Here is a 14,544-nt window from a genome sequence, read left to right on the forward strand (position 1 = left end):
GGCCGGTCCGTTCGCACGGACCGGCCCCCGCGAGGAGCCACGGCCTTCGAGGCCGGGAGGTCACCGACTGGTGGTGTGGTCGATTACTGCATGACCGCCATGGCGAGCGCACGGCGGGCGCGCATCGAAGCGCGCTCGGCCCGGCGCTGCATGCGGCGAGCGGACGCCAGGCGCACGGCCCGGCGTTCCCGATCGGCCTCATGCTGTCGCTCGTGCATATGCGCACGTGCCAGGGCTTCTTGGATGAGTTGCATCTCTCGGTTCCTGTTCTGACGCGAGTCGTTCGCGCCACTGCTGGTGAAGTCTTCGGGCGCGGAGCCTGCTGGTTCGTGGGTGGACGGCTTCATCGGGGCCTGCTTCTGGGGGTCGTGCGTGAGGGGACGGTCGATCGTGCCTGCGGTGTTCATGCCGTGACCGGGTTCTTGCGCGGGCGGCCACGCGGCCGCTTCCGGGCGACGACAACACCCTGGACGAACAGCTCGCCACCCCAGACGCCCCAGGGCTCACGCCGCTCCTTGGCGCCGGCGAGGCAAGCCTCCATCAGCGGGCAGGTGCGGCAGAGGGACTTGGCGTACTCGACGTCCGCCGGCGACTCGGCGAAGAAGACCTCCGGGTCGTAGGAACGGCAGGGGACGGGTACGCCGAGGTTCTCGATGGCGTCGTCGAGCGCGGTGAGCGCGGTGAGCGGGGTCAAGGTGGAGTCCTCCGTGGGGCCGGGCTTGGGGATCGTGTCTGAAGGCGGTACGGACGGGGCGTGCGCTTCGAGTTGCACGGATCGTCTTCCTCGTCTGGTCGTTCCGGCCCTGTTGGACCGGGTGGCGGCTGGTACCGGGTCTTTTTTTGTCCCGGGGCCCCTTCGCTCCGTCATCCCCGTTGGAGGACAAACAGAAGGGCCGCGGATCCCGGATGGGGTTCCGCGGCCCTGAAGGCGCCGGCCTGATCGACGATCAGGCTGGATCACTCCAGGGTTCTGGCCCACGGAAGGCCCACATCAGGTGGTGCTGCGTCGTCTGCTTCCGGAATCCGGCACCGGTCGCCGTAAAGGCATAGGCCTGCGCCTTTGCCACTACTGCCGCTTCCAGTGCCTTGGTCGGTCGCTCATTGCGCTCACGGACGGGAAGGCCCGCGAGGGACACGGAGGACGCCGGACGGACGGCACGAATGCCGGACAGACCGGTGCCCTGGTCCGAGGCGCTGAGCATGCACAGGGAGGCGACGACCGAGCGATCGGTCATTTTGACGGTGCTGATGAAGCTGCTGTTGATGCTGATCACTGGACTCGCCTCCTCTCGGCGTCTCGGGGGACTGGGGTGAACCAGTCCGACGGGTATGCAAGTACATCACGGAATTGGGGCCTTGGAGAAGGCCTCCGTTCCCGTGGCTAAGAACCTATGGGGATTGCTGGGGCATGCGCAAACTATTTTTTCGACGAGTTCGCGTCATTCCCCGACAGCGCGGTCCTCAAGCTCCTGGCCTGCGCAGATGGCCAGCACATCGGCTCCGTAGCGGTCCAGCTTCCGTTTGAGGACACCGGGGATGCCGGACAGCTCGACCGGAGTGGTCGGCTCCGCCTCGGCGATGGCCATCAGGGTCCTGTCCGTGAAGACGCAGAAGTCCGGCTGCCCGCTGAGCCGGGCCTGGACCGCGCGCCACTCGCGGAGGCGCTCGTAGAGACCTTCGTCCATGTCGGAGGGGCAGTCCTCACAACGCATCAGCTTCATCTCGCCGGCGTCGGTGAGGGTGCGCCCGCAGACGCGGCAGCGGGCCGGGGTGCGCTGGGTTCGTCGCGGGGCGACGTCCGGCCTGCTCGTGAAGCCGCGCTCGACACCGCCGGCGCCGCCGGAGGCGGTGCGACCGGTGGTGGCGGTCGAACCGGGCCGCAAGCCGTCGAGAAAGCGACTCGGGCGCCGGTGGGGCCGGCCCCCGGGTGCGCGGGTGAGCGCCCAGGAGACATGGAGGTGCTGCCGGGCACGGGTGACACCTACGTAGAGGAGGCGGCGTTCCTCCTCGATCTGCTCGTCGGTCTTCGCGTAGGTGATCGGCATCATGCCCTCGGCGACACCGACCAGGAAGACGACGTCCCACTCCAGGCCCTTGGCCGAGTGCAGGGAGGCAAGGGTGACGCCCTGGACGGTCGGGGCGTGCTGGGCGTTGGCCCGTTCGTCGAGTTCCGCGACGAGGTCGGCGAGGGTGGCGCCCGGTCTGGCCGCGGCGAAGTCCTGGGCGAGGTTCACCAGGGCGGCCAGCGACTCCCAGCGCTCTCTGACGGCGCCGGAGCCGGCCGGGGGCTCGGTCGTCCAGCCCTCCCCCGACAGCACGGCACGTACCTGGGAGGGAAGGTCGACGGCGTCGTCGAGAAGCGAGTCGTTGCCGCCGAAGCGGGCCGCGCCGCGCAGGGCGATGCCCGCCTTGCGCACCTCGGGACGGTCGAAGAAGCGCTCGGCGCCCCGCAGCTGGTAGGGGACGCCCGCGTCGGCGAGGGCCTGTTCGTAGGTCTCGGACTGGGAGTTCGTGCGGAACAGGACGGCGATCTCGCTGGCCGGGACGCCCGCGTCCATGAGTTCCCGGATGCGACGGGCGGCGCCCTCGGCCTCGGCGGGCTCGTCGGTGTACTCGGTGTAGACGGGTTCGGGGCCCGGGTCTCGCTGGGAGACCAGTTCCAGGCGGTGGTCGGCGGCCCGGCCCCGGGCCTGGGCCAGCAGGCCGTTGGCGAGGTGGACGACCTGCGGGGTGGAGCGGTAGTCGCGGACCAGCTTGACGACGGTGGCACCGGGGTGGCGGGTGCGGAAGTCGAGCAGGTGGTCGGGGGTTGCTCCCGTGAAGGAGTAGATCGTCTGGCTGGCGTCGCCGACCACGCACAGGTTGTCGCGGTCGCCGAGCCACAGCTCCAACAGGCGCTGCTGGAGCGGGCTGACGTCCTGGTACTCGTCGACCACGAAGTGCTGGTACTGGGAGCGGACCTGGTCGGCGATGTCGTGCCGGTCCTGGAGGATGCCGACGGTGAGCAGCAGGACGTCCTCGAAGTCGATGAGCGAGCGGTCCCGCTTGAGGTCCTCGTAGACGTTGTAGAGCTGGGCGATCTCGGCCGGGTCGCGTGAGGCGACGCGGTCCGCCTTGGCGGCGGCCGACGCGTAGTCGGCGGGGACGGTCTGAGTGACCTTGGACCACTCGATCTCGGCGGTGACGTCCCGCAGCTCGTTCCGGTCCAGGCGGATGCGGCAGGCGGCGGCCGCGTCGGCGACGAGCTGGATCTTGCGGTCGACGAGCCGGGGCATGGAGCCGCCGATCGCTTTCGGCCAGAAGTACTGGAGCTGACGGATGGCCGCCGAGTGGAAGGTGCGGGCCTGGACGCCGGCGGCTCCGAGCTGGCGCAGCCGGCCGCGCATCTCTCCGGCGGCGCGGTTGGTGAAGGTGACGGCGAGCACGCTGGACGGCTGGAGGATCCCCGCGCGTACCCCGTAGGCGATGCGGTGGGTGATCGCCCGGGTCTTGCCCGTGCCGGCGCCCGCGAGCACGCACACCGGGCCGTGCAGGGCGGTGGCGACCTCGCGCTGCTCGGGGTCGAGCCCTTCGAGCACCGCGTCGGCAGATTCCGGTGCCTGCGGGAAGAGGGGGGAGTGCGTTGCTGCTGTCACACGGCCATGCTGCCAGGTCGCCGGAGACGGCTGTGCCGGTTGTCCACAGGCAGGCACCGATAGTCATATGAATGCGGCAGGCATCACGTGGCAGGCCATACCCCGGGCGGGAATGGCGCCCCGGTCGCGTACGTTCCCTCTCCGGACGACCTGTTCCCCCGAGCCACCCGAGGAGCGCGCGAGACATGCAGGGCACTGTGACGATGTACAGCACCACCTGGTGCGGCTACTGCCAGCGGCTGAAGAAGCAGCTGGAACGCGAGGGCATCGCGTACACCGAGATCAACATCGAGCAGGACCCCGCGTCCGCGGCGTTCGTCGAGAAGGCGAATGGCGGAAACCAGACGGTCCCGACCGTGCTGTTCGCGGACGGTTCGACGCTGACGAACCCGTCGCTGGCTCAGGTGAAGCAGAAGATCGGCGCGTAAGCGCTCCGCTGTTGCGCGGAAGGCGGTCCCTGGGTGCGCTCAGGGGCCGCCTTCTTGTGGTTTGTCCCACACGACGGTGTAGCGCCACAGCAGCCGCCGACGGAACCGGCAGCCGGGCAGGAGCCGCAGTGCCGTCCGCCGGGCTTCGCCCCAGTGCACGCTCGCGTCCTCGACGGGCATGCCGACCGGGCCTGCCTTGCCGCCGCGGAAACGGGCGTTCAGCAGGCTCGCGGGTACGCCGCAGCCGCTGATCACCCAGTCCAGCGGCGTCTTGTTGTACGCCATGCCGACGATCACCAGGCGTCCACCGGGGGCCAGCAGTCGTACCAGGCGGCCGACGGCCTTCTCGAACGGCGCGTGGTGGACCACGGCCACCGCGCTGACGAAGTCGTATGTGCCGTCGGGAAGGGTGGCGTCCTCAAGGTAGTCACCCTCCAGGTACGTGACGTTGCCGACGGGGTCCTTGGTCGCCAGCCGGATCATCTGCGGCGAACGGTCGACGCCGGTCACCGAGGCCGCCTTGGTCGCCAGCTTCCGTGCGAGCAGCCCGTCCCCGCACCCGACGTCCAGGGCCGCGCCGCAGCCTTCGGGGACGGCGGCCAGCACCACCGGGTGGTAGTGGACGTTGTGGTTCCAGTACGGGTCGGGCATGGGCGGGGCTGCCTCAGACGCTCCTCGTGGGCAGCGGCTTGCCGTACCAGAGCTCGATCAGGCGGGCCGCGATCGAGATGCCGTAGGGCGGCATGACATCGCCGGAGTCGAAGGCGGCGCGCAGTTCCTCGCGGGAGAACCAGCGAGCCTCGTGGATCTCGTCGCCGTCGACGTCGACCTCGGTGGTGGTGGCGCGGGCCATGAAGCCCAGCATCAGGCTGGACGGGAAGGGCCAGGGCTGGCTGGCGACGTACTCGACCTGGCCGACGGTGATACCGGCCTCCTCGTAGACCTCGCGCCGCACCGTCTGCTCGATGGACTCGCCGGGCTCGACGAAGCCGGCGAGCGTCGAGAAGCGCCCCTCGGGCCAGTGGACCTGGCGGCCGAGGAGGATGCGGTCGTCCTCGTCGGTGACGGCCATGATCACGGCGGGGTCGGTGCGCGGGTAGTGCTCGGCGCCGCAGGCGGGGCAGCGGCGGATGTGGCCGGCCGCGGCGATCACGGTGCGTTCGCCGCAGCGGGAGCAGAAGCGGTGGGTGCGCTGCCAGTTCTCCAGGCCGACGGCGTGCACCATCAGGCCGGCGTCGCGCGGCGACAGCAGCAGGCCCGCCTCGCGCAGACCGGCCGGGCGCGCGGACTGGTCGATGCGGCCGGGCAGCGCGTCCTTCTGGAGGGCGAAGTAGCTGACGCCGTCCTCGTCGATGCCGAGGAAATAGCGGTGCGCCTCGGTCAGGGGTGCCTCGAAGGAGGGGGTCATGACGAGTTCGGTGCACCCGTCCGCCGTCTCGTCGATGAGGACCTGGCCGCCGGAGACCACGAAGCAGCGGGTCGTGGGGTGGCTCCACGCCGCCGCGAGCCATGCCTCGTCGAGCCGGTGGTGGGCCGCGCGATCGATGCCGCTGGGGGCGGTGAGCGAGATGGGTCGGTCGGCGGTGTGGTCGGTCCAGGTGGTCACGGGTGCTTCCAACTCCCCCAGTGGAACGGTCTGCTTCGGTGGGTGGATCGGCGGGACGTACGACGGGCGGGGACCGGATGCGGCAGGGTTCGGTGGTGCGGGACGGCCTCTTCAGTGTGCCCCGCGCGCGACGCCGCTCCGGACGGCCGGGGGCGCTCAGGGCGCATGGCGCCAGTTCGCGGCGAGGTCGTCCCACAGGTGGGCGGTGGTCTCGACGCCTTTGAGGAGCAGGGCGAGCTCGACCTTCTCGTTCGGGGCGTGCCAGCCGTCGGAAGGCACGGAGATGCCGAGGAAGAGTACGGGTGCGCCGAGGACGTCCTGGAGGTCGGCGGCGGGTCCCGAGCCGCCTTCGCGGGTGAAACGGACGGGCCCCTCGAAGGCGCGGCCCATGGCGCGTACGACCGACTGCAAGGCCGGGTGGTCCAGCGGCGTCAGGCACGGGCGCGTGCCCGCCGAGAACGTGATCTCGCATCGGATGCCGTCGGGTGTCTGCTCGGTGACCCAGGCGCGGACCACCTTCTCGATGTGGTCGAGGTCCTGTCCGGCGACCAACCGGAAGGAGAGCTTCACCATGGCGGAGGACGGGATGATCGTCTTGCTCCCGGGGCCTTGGTAGCCACCGCCGATGCCGTTGACCTCGGCGGTGGGGCGGGCCCAGATGCGCTCCAGGGTGGTGTGGCCGGCCTCGCCGTGGGTGGCGTAGGACTTGGCGGTACGCAGCCACTGCTGCTCGTCGAAGGGCAGCTCGGCGAGGAGCTCGCGCTCGCGATCGGTCAGTTCGACGACTCCGTCGTAGAAGCCGGGGATCGCCACGCGCGCGTGCTCGTCGTGCAGGGCGGCGACCAGGCGGGCGGCGGCGGTCGCCGGGTTGGGTACGGCGCCGCCGAAGGAGCCGGAGTGGATGTCCTGGTCGGGGCCGTACAGCCGGATCTCGCACTCGGCGAGGCCGCGCATGCCGGTGCACACGGTGGGGGTGTCCTCGGACCACATGCCGGTGTCGGACACGATCACGGCGTCGGCCGCGAGGCGTTGGGCCTGTTCCTCGACGAGTGCGCGGAAGTGCGGGGAGCCGGACTCCTCCTCGCCCTCGACCAGCAGCTTCAGGTTGACGGCCGGGGTGGCGCGGCCCGTGGTGGCGACGTGGGCGCGGACGCCGAGTGTGTGGAAGAACACCTGGCCCTTGTCGTCGGCCGCCCCGCGGGCGTAGAGGCGGCCTTCCCGGATGACGGGCTCGAAGGGCTCGCTGTCCCAGCCGTCCTCACGGGCGGCGGGCTGCACGTCGTGGTGGCCGTAGACGAGGACCGTGGGCGCCTGCGGGTCGTCCGAGGGCCACTCGGCGAAGACGGCGGGCGCGCCCGGGGTCTGCCAGACCTCGGCGGTCGGGAAGCCGGTCTCCTTGAGCTTGGCGGCGAGCCAGTCGGCGCTGCGGTGTACGTCGGGCGCGTGGTCGGGCTGGGCCGACACGGACGGGATGCGCAGCCACTCGGCGAGGTCGTCGAGGAAGGCGGCACGGTGCTGCTCGATGTACGTACGGACGGCGCTGTCCGGGGTCTGGCTCATGGTCACGAGCCTATCGGCCCGCACCGACATCCTCGGTGGGCGGTTCCTCACAGTCCGCCCGCCCGACCGGCTCCTCGGTCAGCAGTCGCTCCAGTGCGGCCCGGTCCGGCAGGTCGTCCGGGCGTACGACCGCGCCGCTGCGGACGTACAGGAACGCGGCGTCGACCGACTCCAGCGGGACACCCTGCTGCTCGGCCCAGGCGAGCCGGTACAGGGCGAGCTGGAGCGGATCGGCGGTGCGGGTGCGGTTGGTCTTCCAGTCGACGATCTCGTACGTCGCCCCGTCGCCGTCGCCCTCCTTGTAGACGGCGTCTATACGGCCCCGTACGACGCGGCCGGCGAGCGTGAGCTGGAACGGGGCCTCGACCCGGTACGGCGTGCGGTGCGCGTACTCGGTGCGCTCGAAGGCGTCCTTGAGGGCTTCCAGGTCGCGCTCGTCGGCGATCTCGGCCTCGCTGCCGGGCAGGTCCTCCGGCTCCAGCATGGGCAGCGTCAGCTCCTCGAAGCGGGCCTCGACCCAGGCGTGGAACCGGGTGCCTCGGCGCGCGGCGGGTTGTGGGGGGCGCGGCATGGGGCGCGCGAGTTCCTGCGCGAACCCGTCCGGGTCGGCGGCCAGACGCAGTAGCTGGGACGCGGTGAGCGACGCGGGCAGGGGTACGTCCGTGACGCTCGCGCGGGCACGCAGGAGCTCCCCGGTGAGCGCGTCGAGGTCGCGGTCCCAGGAGGCGATGGTGCGGGCCTCCTCCGGGGTGAGGCGGGTGTGGGCAGGCTCGGGCTCGGGGGGGTGCGGGGGTGCGGGAGGTTGTTCAGGGGCGCGAGGGTGCGCCGGGGGCGGACCGGGCTCCGACGGGTGGGCGCGCGCGCCGTCAGCCGCGCCGGGCGCCTCGGTCGCTTCCGGTCCGGTCGCCTGGTGGGGGACGGTCGGGCGGTCCGCGGTCCAGGAATCCCAGGCGCCGGAGTCCTCCTCGAAGAAGGGATCGTCTTCGAAGGAGTAGTCCTCGGCGGCCGGGTCCCCGGAGAGCGCTTCGTCGTCCTCCGGCGGCAGCGGCCAGTCCGGATCCTCGTAAGCATCCGCGTTGTGCGTAGCGGCGAGGTCGCTGCCCTCGCCGGAGGCGAGGCTCTCCAGGTGGGCCAGGACCGTCTCGGCGGCCGCGCGGCGTCTGGCCAGGGCGGCCTCGTCCAGGGGCAGGGGCCACACCTGGTCGGCGCTCTCCCGGTGCAGGGCCGGGTTTTCCTCGTCCTCGGCCGGCTCGTCCGCCCACGCCTCGATCTCGCCGTAGCCGGCCGCGCAGTGGTCGTACAGAGCCTGCAGGAAGTCGGAGGGTCCGCGCGGCTTCTTCTGGGTGGGACCCCACCAGTGGCCGGAGCCGAGGAGCAGGGAACGGGGGCGGGTGAAGGTGACGTAGCCGAGGCGGAGTTCCTCGGTGTGCTGGTGGTCCTTCATGGCCTCGTGGAAGGCCTTCAGGCCGCGGGAGTCCCAGGAGGCGACGTCGGGGAGTGTGTCGGCGTCGCCGCGCAGCTCGTGCGGGAGGACCTTGCCCTGAGCGGTCCACTTCTCGCGGCCCTGGGTGCTGGGGAAGGTACCGGTGACCAGGCCGGGAACGGCCACGACGTCCCACTCCAGGCCCTTGGACTTGTGCGCGGTGAGCACCTTGACGGTGTTCTCGCCGCCGGGCAGGGCGTTGTCGAGCCCCTTCTCGTACTGGGCGGCGGTGCGCAGGAAGCCGAGGAAGGCGAGCAGGGTCGCCTCGTTGTCACCGGCCGCGAACGAGGCGGCGACGTCCAGGAAGTTGGACAGGGTCTCGCGGCGACGCGCGGCCAGGGCGTGCGGGGACGCCGAGAGCTCCACTTCCAGGCCGGTGACGGCGAGGACACGGTGGAGGACGTCCATCAGCGGGTCGGACAGGGAGCGGCGCAGGTCGCGCAGTTCGGTGGCCAGGCGCGCGAACCGCACGCGCGCGTCCGGCGAGAAGGGCAGGCCGTCGTCGTCCCCGTCGCCGTCCAGCGGCGTCTCCAGGAACGTGTCGAGGGCGTCCGCGAGCGAGATCACCTCGGCGGGGTCGACGCCCTCGACGGCCTCGGCGAGCCGGCGGTCCGGGTCGTCGCCGTCCACGCGCGTGTGGGACACCAGCAGCCGTGCGCGGCGCCCCAGGAGGGCGAGGTCGCGGGGGCCGATGCGCCAACGCGGGCCGGTGAGCAGGCGGACCAGGGAGGCGTTGGCGCCCGGGTCCTGGAGGACCTCGCAGACGGCGACCAGGTCGGCGATCTCCGGCAGATGGAGCAGCCCGGACAGGCCGACGACCTCGACGGGGACGTCCCGGGCGACGAGCGCGCCCTGGATCTCGGCGAAGTCGGTCGCCGTGCGGCACAGGACGGCGATCTCGCCGGGCGCCTTACCCGTCCGTACGAGATGGGCGACGGAGTCGGCGATCCAGTCGATCTCCTCGGCGTGGGTGGGCAGGAGCGCACAGCGGACCATGCCGTCGCGCTCGGCTCCGGGGGCCGGGCGCAGCGCCTCCACGCCCGCGTGCATGGCGCGCAGTGGCTCGGCGAGGCCATTGGCGAGGTCGAGGAGGCGGCCGCCGCTACGGCGGTTCTCGCTGAGCGCCTGGCGGGTCGCGGGGCGGCCGTCGGCGCGGGCGAAGTGCTCGGGGAAGTCGTCGAGGTTGGCGACGGAGGCGCCGCGCCAGCCGTAGATCGCCTGGCAGGGGTCACCGACGGCGGTCACGGGGTGGCCGGTGCCGCCCCCGAACAGGCCCGCCAGGAGGACGCGTTGGGCGACGGACGTGTCCTGGTACTCGTCCAGCAGGACCACGCGGAACTCGTCGCGCAGGATGCGGCCCACCTCGGGGATCCCCGCCAGCTGTGCCGACAGGGCGATCTGGTCGCCGAAGTCGAGCAGGTCCCGCTCCCGCTTGGCGGCCCGGTAGCGGACCACGAGGTCGGCGAGTTCGCGGCGTGCCGCGGCCGCCTCGGGGACCTTGCGCAGCTCGGCGTTGGTGAGCTTGGCGCTCTCGAGGCCGAGCAGGAGCTGGGCGTCGTACGCGCGCAGGGCCTCGGGGCGTACGAGGTGCTCGGCCAGTTCGGCGTCGAGGGTGAGGAGGTCGCTCACCAGGTCGGCGAAGGAGCGGGTGAGGGCCGGATACGGCCCCGGGGCCTCGCGCAGCACGCGGGCGGCGAGCTGGTAGCGGGTGGCGTCGGCGAGCAGGCGGGAGGTCGGTTCCAGGCCGATGCGCAGGCCGTGGTCGGTCAGCAGGCGGCCGGCGAAGGCGTGGTACGTCGAGATCACCGGCTCGCCCGGCGGGTTGTCCGGGTCGATGACGTCGGGGTCGGTGACGCCGGCCTTGATGAGCGCCTTGCGGACGCGCTCGGCGAGTTCACCGGCGGCCTTGTTGGTGAAGGTCAGGCCGAGGACCTGTTCGGGAGCGACCTGGCCGGTGCCGACCAGCCACACCACGCGCGCCGCCATCACCGTGGTCTTGCCCGATCCGGCTCCGGCCACGATCACCTGCGGGGCGGGCGGCGCGGTGATGCAGGCCGTCTGCTCCGGAGTGAACGGGATGCCGAGGAGCTCCTTGAGCTGCTCGGGATCGGTGATACGGGCGGACACCTCAGAGAGGCTAGCGGCGGCCACTGACAGTGGATGCCGGATCGGCGCCCGGGCCTGGATATGCCCAGGTCAGCACAGGAGGTGCGATCGATCACCCTGGTCGCGCGCCCACCCCGGTGGCCCGATCACGCCGTTCGGTCGATCACGCCATCCGCGATCACGCCGTCCGCTCGATCACGCCGTCCGCGATCACGCCGTCCGCTCGGCCAGGCGTCACTCGATCACGTGTCGTCCCTCGGGCCGGGCGCTGCAGGACGCCCGGAACGCACAGTGGGTGCAGTGCTGGCCCGCGCTTGGCGTGAACCGCTCGTCGAGGACCTTGCCCGCCGCCGTGGCGAGCAGTTCGCCGACCCACTCCCCCTCCGGGCCTGCCAGGGGCTCCTGTCCCTGCACCTTCGGCAGCGTCTCGCCGCCGTCCCGCTTGGCGGCACCCTGGCGCAGCTGGACGAGTTCCGCGCCGCCCGGCTCGGGACGTATGCCGTCGAAGGCCTCGTCGACGGCGCCCTCGCGGACGGCGAGCTGGTAGACCGCGAGCTGTGGGTGGCGGGCCACCTCGGCCGAGCTCGGTGCCTGCTTGCCGGTCTTGAAGTCGACGACGTAGGCGCGGCCCTCGCCGTCGGCCTCGACGCGGTCCATCTGGCCGCGGATGCGCACCTCGAAGTCGCCCGCTTCGAGGGTGACGTCGAAGTCGTGCTCACTGGTCACCGGTGTGCGTCCGGAGCGGTCCGTCACATGCCACTTCAGGAAGCGTTCGAGCGCCACGCGCGCGTTGTCCTTCTCCTGCGCCGACTTCCACGGCGCGTCGAAGGCGAGCGCGTTCCACACGGAGTCGAGGCGCTCCATGAGGACGGCGAGGTCGGCCGGGGTGTGTCCGGAGGCGACCTCGTCGGCGAGGACATGCACCACGTTGCCGAAGCCCTGGGCGGCGGTGGCCGGTGCGTCGGCCTTCACCTCGCGGCCCAGGAACCATTGCAGCGCACAGGTGTTGGCGAGCTGGTCGAGGGCGCTTCCGGAGAGCACGACGGGCTGGTCGCGGTTGCGCAGCGGCACCTTGGACGCGGTCGGCTCGAACATGCCCCACCAGCGGTAGGGGTGGGCGGAGGGGACCAGCGGGCGGCCGTCCTCGTCGGCGAGTGCGGCGAGCCGGGCCAGTCGGCGGGCGGCGGCCTGCCTGAGGGTGTCCGACGCGCGCGGGTCGACCGTGGTCGCCCGGAGCTCGGCGACGAGCGCGGCGACGGACAGGGGGCGGCGGGGGCGGCCCGTCACGTCCTTCGGCTCGACGCCGAGTTCGGTCAGGAAGCGGGAGGGCTGGTCGCCGTCGTCGGCCGGGGCCTTCACGGCCGTGACGACGAGGCGTTCACACGCGCGCGTGGCGGCCACGTAGAACAGGCGGCGCTCCTCCGCCAGCAGCGCGCCCGGGGTGAGCGGTTCGGCGAGGCCGTCGCGGCCGATGCGGTCGGCCTCCAGGAGGGAGCCGCGGCGGCGCAGATCCGGCCACAGGCCCTCCTGGACGCCGGCGACGACAACCAGGCGCCACTCCAGGCCCTTGGAGCGGTGCGCGGTCATCAGGCGCACGGCGTCCGGGCGTACGGCACGCCGCGTGAGGGTGTCGGCGGCGATGTCCTCGGCCTCGATCTCCGCCAGGAAGTTCAGGGCACCCCGGCCGCCGGTGCGCTCCTCCGCGCGGGCCGCGGTCGCGAACAGGGCGCATACGGCGTCGAGGTCACGGTCGGCGTTGCGTCCTGCCGCGCCGCCGCGCCGGGCAGCCCGCTCCAGCCGCCCGGGCCACGGCGTGCCCTCCCACAGGTCCCACAGCGCCTCCTCGGCGGTACCGCCGCCCGCGAGGCGCTCACGGGCCTTGCGGAGCAGCGCGCCGAGACGCTGGGCTCCCCGCGCGTACGTGGGGTCGTGCACCGCGAGCCGCTCCGGCTCGGCCAGTGCCCGCGCGAGCAGCTCGTCCGAGGGCGGTGGCAGCGGGTTGCCCGCGGCCCGCTCCTCGTCGCGCAGGGCTCGCCCCAGGCGGCGCAGGTCGGCCGCGTCCATGCCGGCGAGGGGGGAGGCGAGCAGAGTGAGGGCGGTCTCGGTGTCGAGCCAGCAGCCGTCCGGCTCCGGCTCGTCGGGGACCGGCCTTCCCTCCTCGTCGGAGACTGGTTCTCCCTCCTCCGCCACGCCGGAGGAGACCTCCCGCACCGCCGCCTCCGCGTTGGCCACCGCCCGCAATGCCGTCAGCAAGGGCGCTACGGCGGGCTCATGGCGCAGCGGCAGGTCGTCGCCGTCGATGTCCAAGGGCACCCCGGCGGCCGTCAGCGCCCGGCGCACCGTCGGGATCATGCGCGACCCCGCACGCACCAGGACGGCCATCTCGTTCCAGGGCACACCGTCCTCCAGGTGCGCCCTGCGCAGGATGTCGGCGATGTTGTCCAGTTCGGTACCGGGTGTCGGAAATGTGAAGACTTCGACGCGGCCGCCCTCGCGGACCGGGGCCAGCTCTCGGTGGGCGCGTACCTTCTCAGCCGGGAGCCGGGTGAGCGGCATGCGCTGGGTCAGCAGCCGCGTCGCGGCCAGCACGGCGGCGCCGGAGCGGCGGGAGGTGCGCAGCACCTCCACGCGCGCGGGACGGCCGTCCGCGCGGGGGAATGCCTGGGGGAACTCCAGGATGCCGTTCACGTCGGCGCCCCGGAAGGCGTAGATCGACTGGTCGGGGTCGCCGAAGGCGACAAGGGTGCGGCCGCCGCCGGCGAGGGCGCGCAGCAGCCGTACCTGGGCAGGATCGGTGTCCTGGTACTCGTCGACATACACGGCGTCGTACTGCGCGGCGAGCCGCTCGGCGGCCCCTGAACGGCGAGCGAGGAGCACCGCGCGGTGGACGAGTTCGGCGTAGTCGAGCACGCCCTGCATGTCGAGCACGTCGAGGTACTCGGCGAGGAAGGCGGCCGCGGCGCGCCAGTCGGGGCGGCCGATGCGGCGCGCGAAGGCGTCCAGGGCATCGGGGCCGAGACCCAGTTCGCGGCTGCGGGCGAGGACCGCGCGGACCTCGTCGGCGAAGCCGCGGGTGGTCAGGCAGGCGCGCAGTTCGTCCGGCCAGCGTACGTGCGCCAGCCCGAGCCGTTCCAGGTCCGGTTGACCCGCGAGCAGTTCCCGTACGGTCACGTCCTGCTCGGGGCCGGACAGCAGCCGCAGCGGCTCCACGAACAGGTCGCTGTCCTGGTGAGCGCGGACCAGGGCGTAACAGAACGAGTGGAACGTGGTCGCCTGGGGCGCGCGTGCCGCCCCCATGCGCAGCGCCATGCGGTCCCGCAGCTCCACGGCGGCCTTGCGGCTGAACGTCAGCACCAGGATGCGCTCGGGGTCTCCGCCGCGGGCGATGCGCGCCGCCACCGACTCGACGAGCGTGGTGGTCTTCCCGGTGCCCGGGCCTGCGAGAACGAGCAGCGGGCCGGCCGCATGGTCAACCACGGCGCGCTGTGCGGCGTCAAGACGAGGGGGAGCCACCTGGACCGGAGGGGTACGCACCAGCCGGTAAGCGCCACGGGTCCCCTGTCGCACCTGGGGGTGCGACAGGCGCCTGGTGGAGGAAGAGGAGCTCACGTGGTTCGCCGGTCCTGGTGGGTGTGCTGGTGGGTCGCCCCTCGCGTGTGGAGGGTGGTGGCCGCGGGATGAGGGCGACACGTGCAGCCGACGCTACGCCGACGGATGGTGCGGAAG

General features: G+C 72.3%; 10 protein-coding genes. 1 reads left to right on the forward strand and 9 read right to left on the reverse strand.

The features are described 5' to 3' along the window. Positions 1 to 83: 83 nt before the first annotated feature. From ABZ078_RS33230 to ABZ078_RS33245, 4 genes are all read right to left on the reverse strand, one after another. The gene (locus ABZ078_RS33230; RefSeq protein ID WP_356581518.1) at positions 84 to 407 is read right to left on the reverse strand and encodes a hypothetical protein; all 324 of its coding nucleotides are present in this window, start codon (positions 405 to 407) and stop codon (positions 84 to 86) included. After that, on the reverse strand, positions 404 to 772 hold the full coding sequence (locus tag ABZ078_RS33235) for a WhiB family transcriptional regulator (RefSeq protein WP_356581520.1): 369 nt from the start codon (positions 770 to 772) through the stop codon (positions 404 to 406). Before ABZ078_RS33235 ends, ABZ078_RS33230 begins: the two co-directional genes overlap by 4 nt. A gap of 175 nt (positions 773 to 947) precedes the next feature. Continuing rightward, a complete protein-coding gene (locus tag ABZ078_RS33240; RefSeq protein ID WP_356581522.1) occupies positions 948 to 1,274 on the reverse strand; it encodes a hypothetical protein in 327 nt (108 codons plus the stop codon). Between the two features lie 165 nt (positions 1,275 to 1,439). Next, positions 1,440 to 3,635, reverse strand: coding sequence for an ATP-dependent DNA helicase UvrD2 (locus ABZ078_RS33245; protein ID WP_356581524.1), 2,196 nt, complete (start codon positions 3,633 to 3,635; stop codon positions 1,440 to 1,442). Positions 3,636 to 3,820: 185 nt separating this feature from the next. Here ABZ078_RS33245 and ABZ078_RS33250 point away from each other — a divergent pair, with 185 nt between their 5' ends. After that, positions 3,821 to 4,063 (forward strand): mycoredoxin, encoded by a 243-nt coding sequence (locus tag ABZ078_RS33250; protein WP_356581526.1) that lies wholly within the window; start codon positions 3,821 to 3,823, stop codon positions 4,061 to 4,063. Between the two features lie 39 nt (positions 4,064 to 4,102). Here ABZ078_RS33250 and ABZ078_RS33255 read toward each other — a convergent pair whose 3' ends face one another. The 5 genes from ABZ078_RS33255 to ABZ078_RS33275 form a co-directional block, all read right to left on the reverse strand. After that, the gene (locus tag ABZ078_RS33255; protein ID WP_356581528.1) at positions 4,103 to 4,714 is read right to left on the reverse strand and encodes a class I SAM-dependent methyltransferase; all 612 of its coding nucleotides are present in this window, start codon (positions 4,712 to 4,714) and stop codon (positions 4,103 to 4,105) included. A 13-nt stretch (positions 4,715 to 4,727) separates the two neighbouring features. Then, positions 4,728 to 5,669, reverse strand: coding sequence for an NAD(+) diphosphatase (nudC, locus tag ABZ078_RS33260; RefSeq protein ID WP_356581530.1), 942 nt, complete (start codon positions 5,667 to 5,669; stop codon positions 4,728 to 4,730). Positions 5,670 to 5,825: 156 nt separating this feature from the next. Beyond that, positions 5,826 to 7,229, reverse strand: coding sequence for a dipeptidase (locus ABZ078_RS33265; RefSeq protein ID WP_356581532.1), 1,404 nt, complete (start codon positions 7,227 to 7,229; stop codon positions 5,826 to 5,828). 10 nt (positions 7,230 to 7,239) lie between these two features. Next, on the reverse strand, positions 7,240 to 10,839 hold the full coding sequence (locus ABZ078_RS33270) for an ATP-dependent DNA helicase (protein WP_356581534.1): 3,600 nt from the start codon (positions 10,837 to 10,839) through the stop codon (positions 7,240 to 7,242). Between the two features lie 213 nt (positions 10,840 to 11,052). Further along, positions 11,053 to 14,427, reverse strand: coding sequence for an ATP-dependent DNA helicase (locus tag ABZ078_RS33275; protein ID WP_356581536.1), 3,375 nt, complete (start codon positions 14,425 to 14,427; stop codon positions 11,053 to 11,055). Positions 14,428 to 14,544: the final 117 nt, after the last annotated feature.

Source organism: Streptomyces sp. NPDC006385 (assembly GCF_040612485.1).
Classification (GTDB): domain Bacteria; phylum Actinomycetota; class Actinomycetes; order Streptomycetales; family Streptomycetaceae; genus Streptomyces.

Bases quoted from the DNA above. Each gene is read 5' to 3' on its own strand.
- ABZ078_RS33230 (WP_356581518.1), bottom strand. From the start codon at position 407: ATGAACACCGCAGGCACGATCGACCGTCCCCTCACGCACGACCCCCAG.
- ABZ078_RS33265 (WP_356581532.1), bottom strand. From the start codon at position 7,229: ATGAGCCAGACCCCGGACAGCGCCGTCCGTACGTACATCGAGCAGCAC.
- ABZ078_RS33255 (WP_356581528.1), bottom strand. From the start codon at position 4,714: ATGCCCGACCCGTACTGGAACCACAACGTCCACTACCACCCGGTGGTG.
- ABZ078_RS33250 (WP_356581526.1), top strand. From the start codon at position 3,821: ATGCAGGGCACTGTGACGATGTACAGCACCACCTGGTGCGGCTACTGC.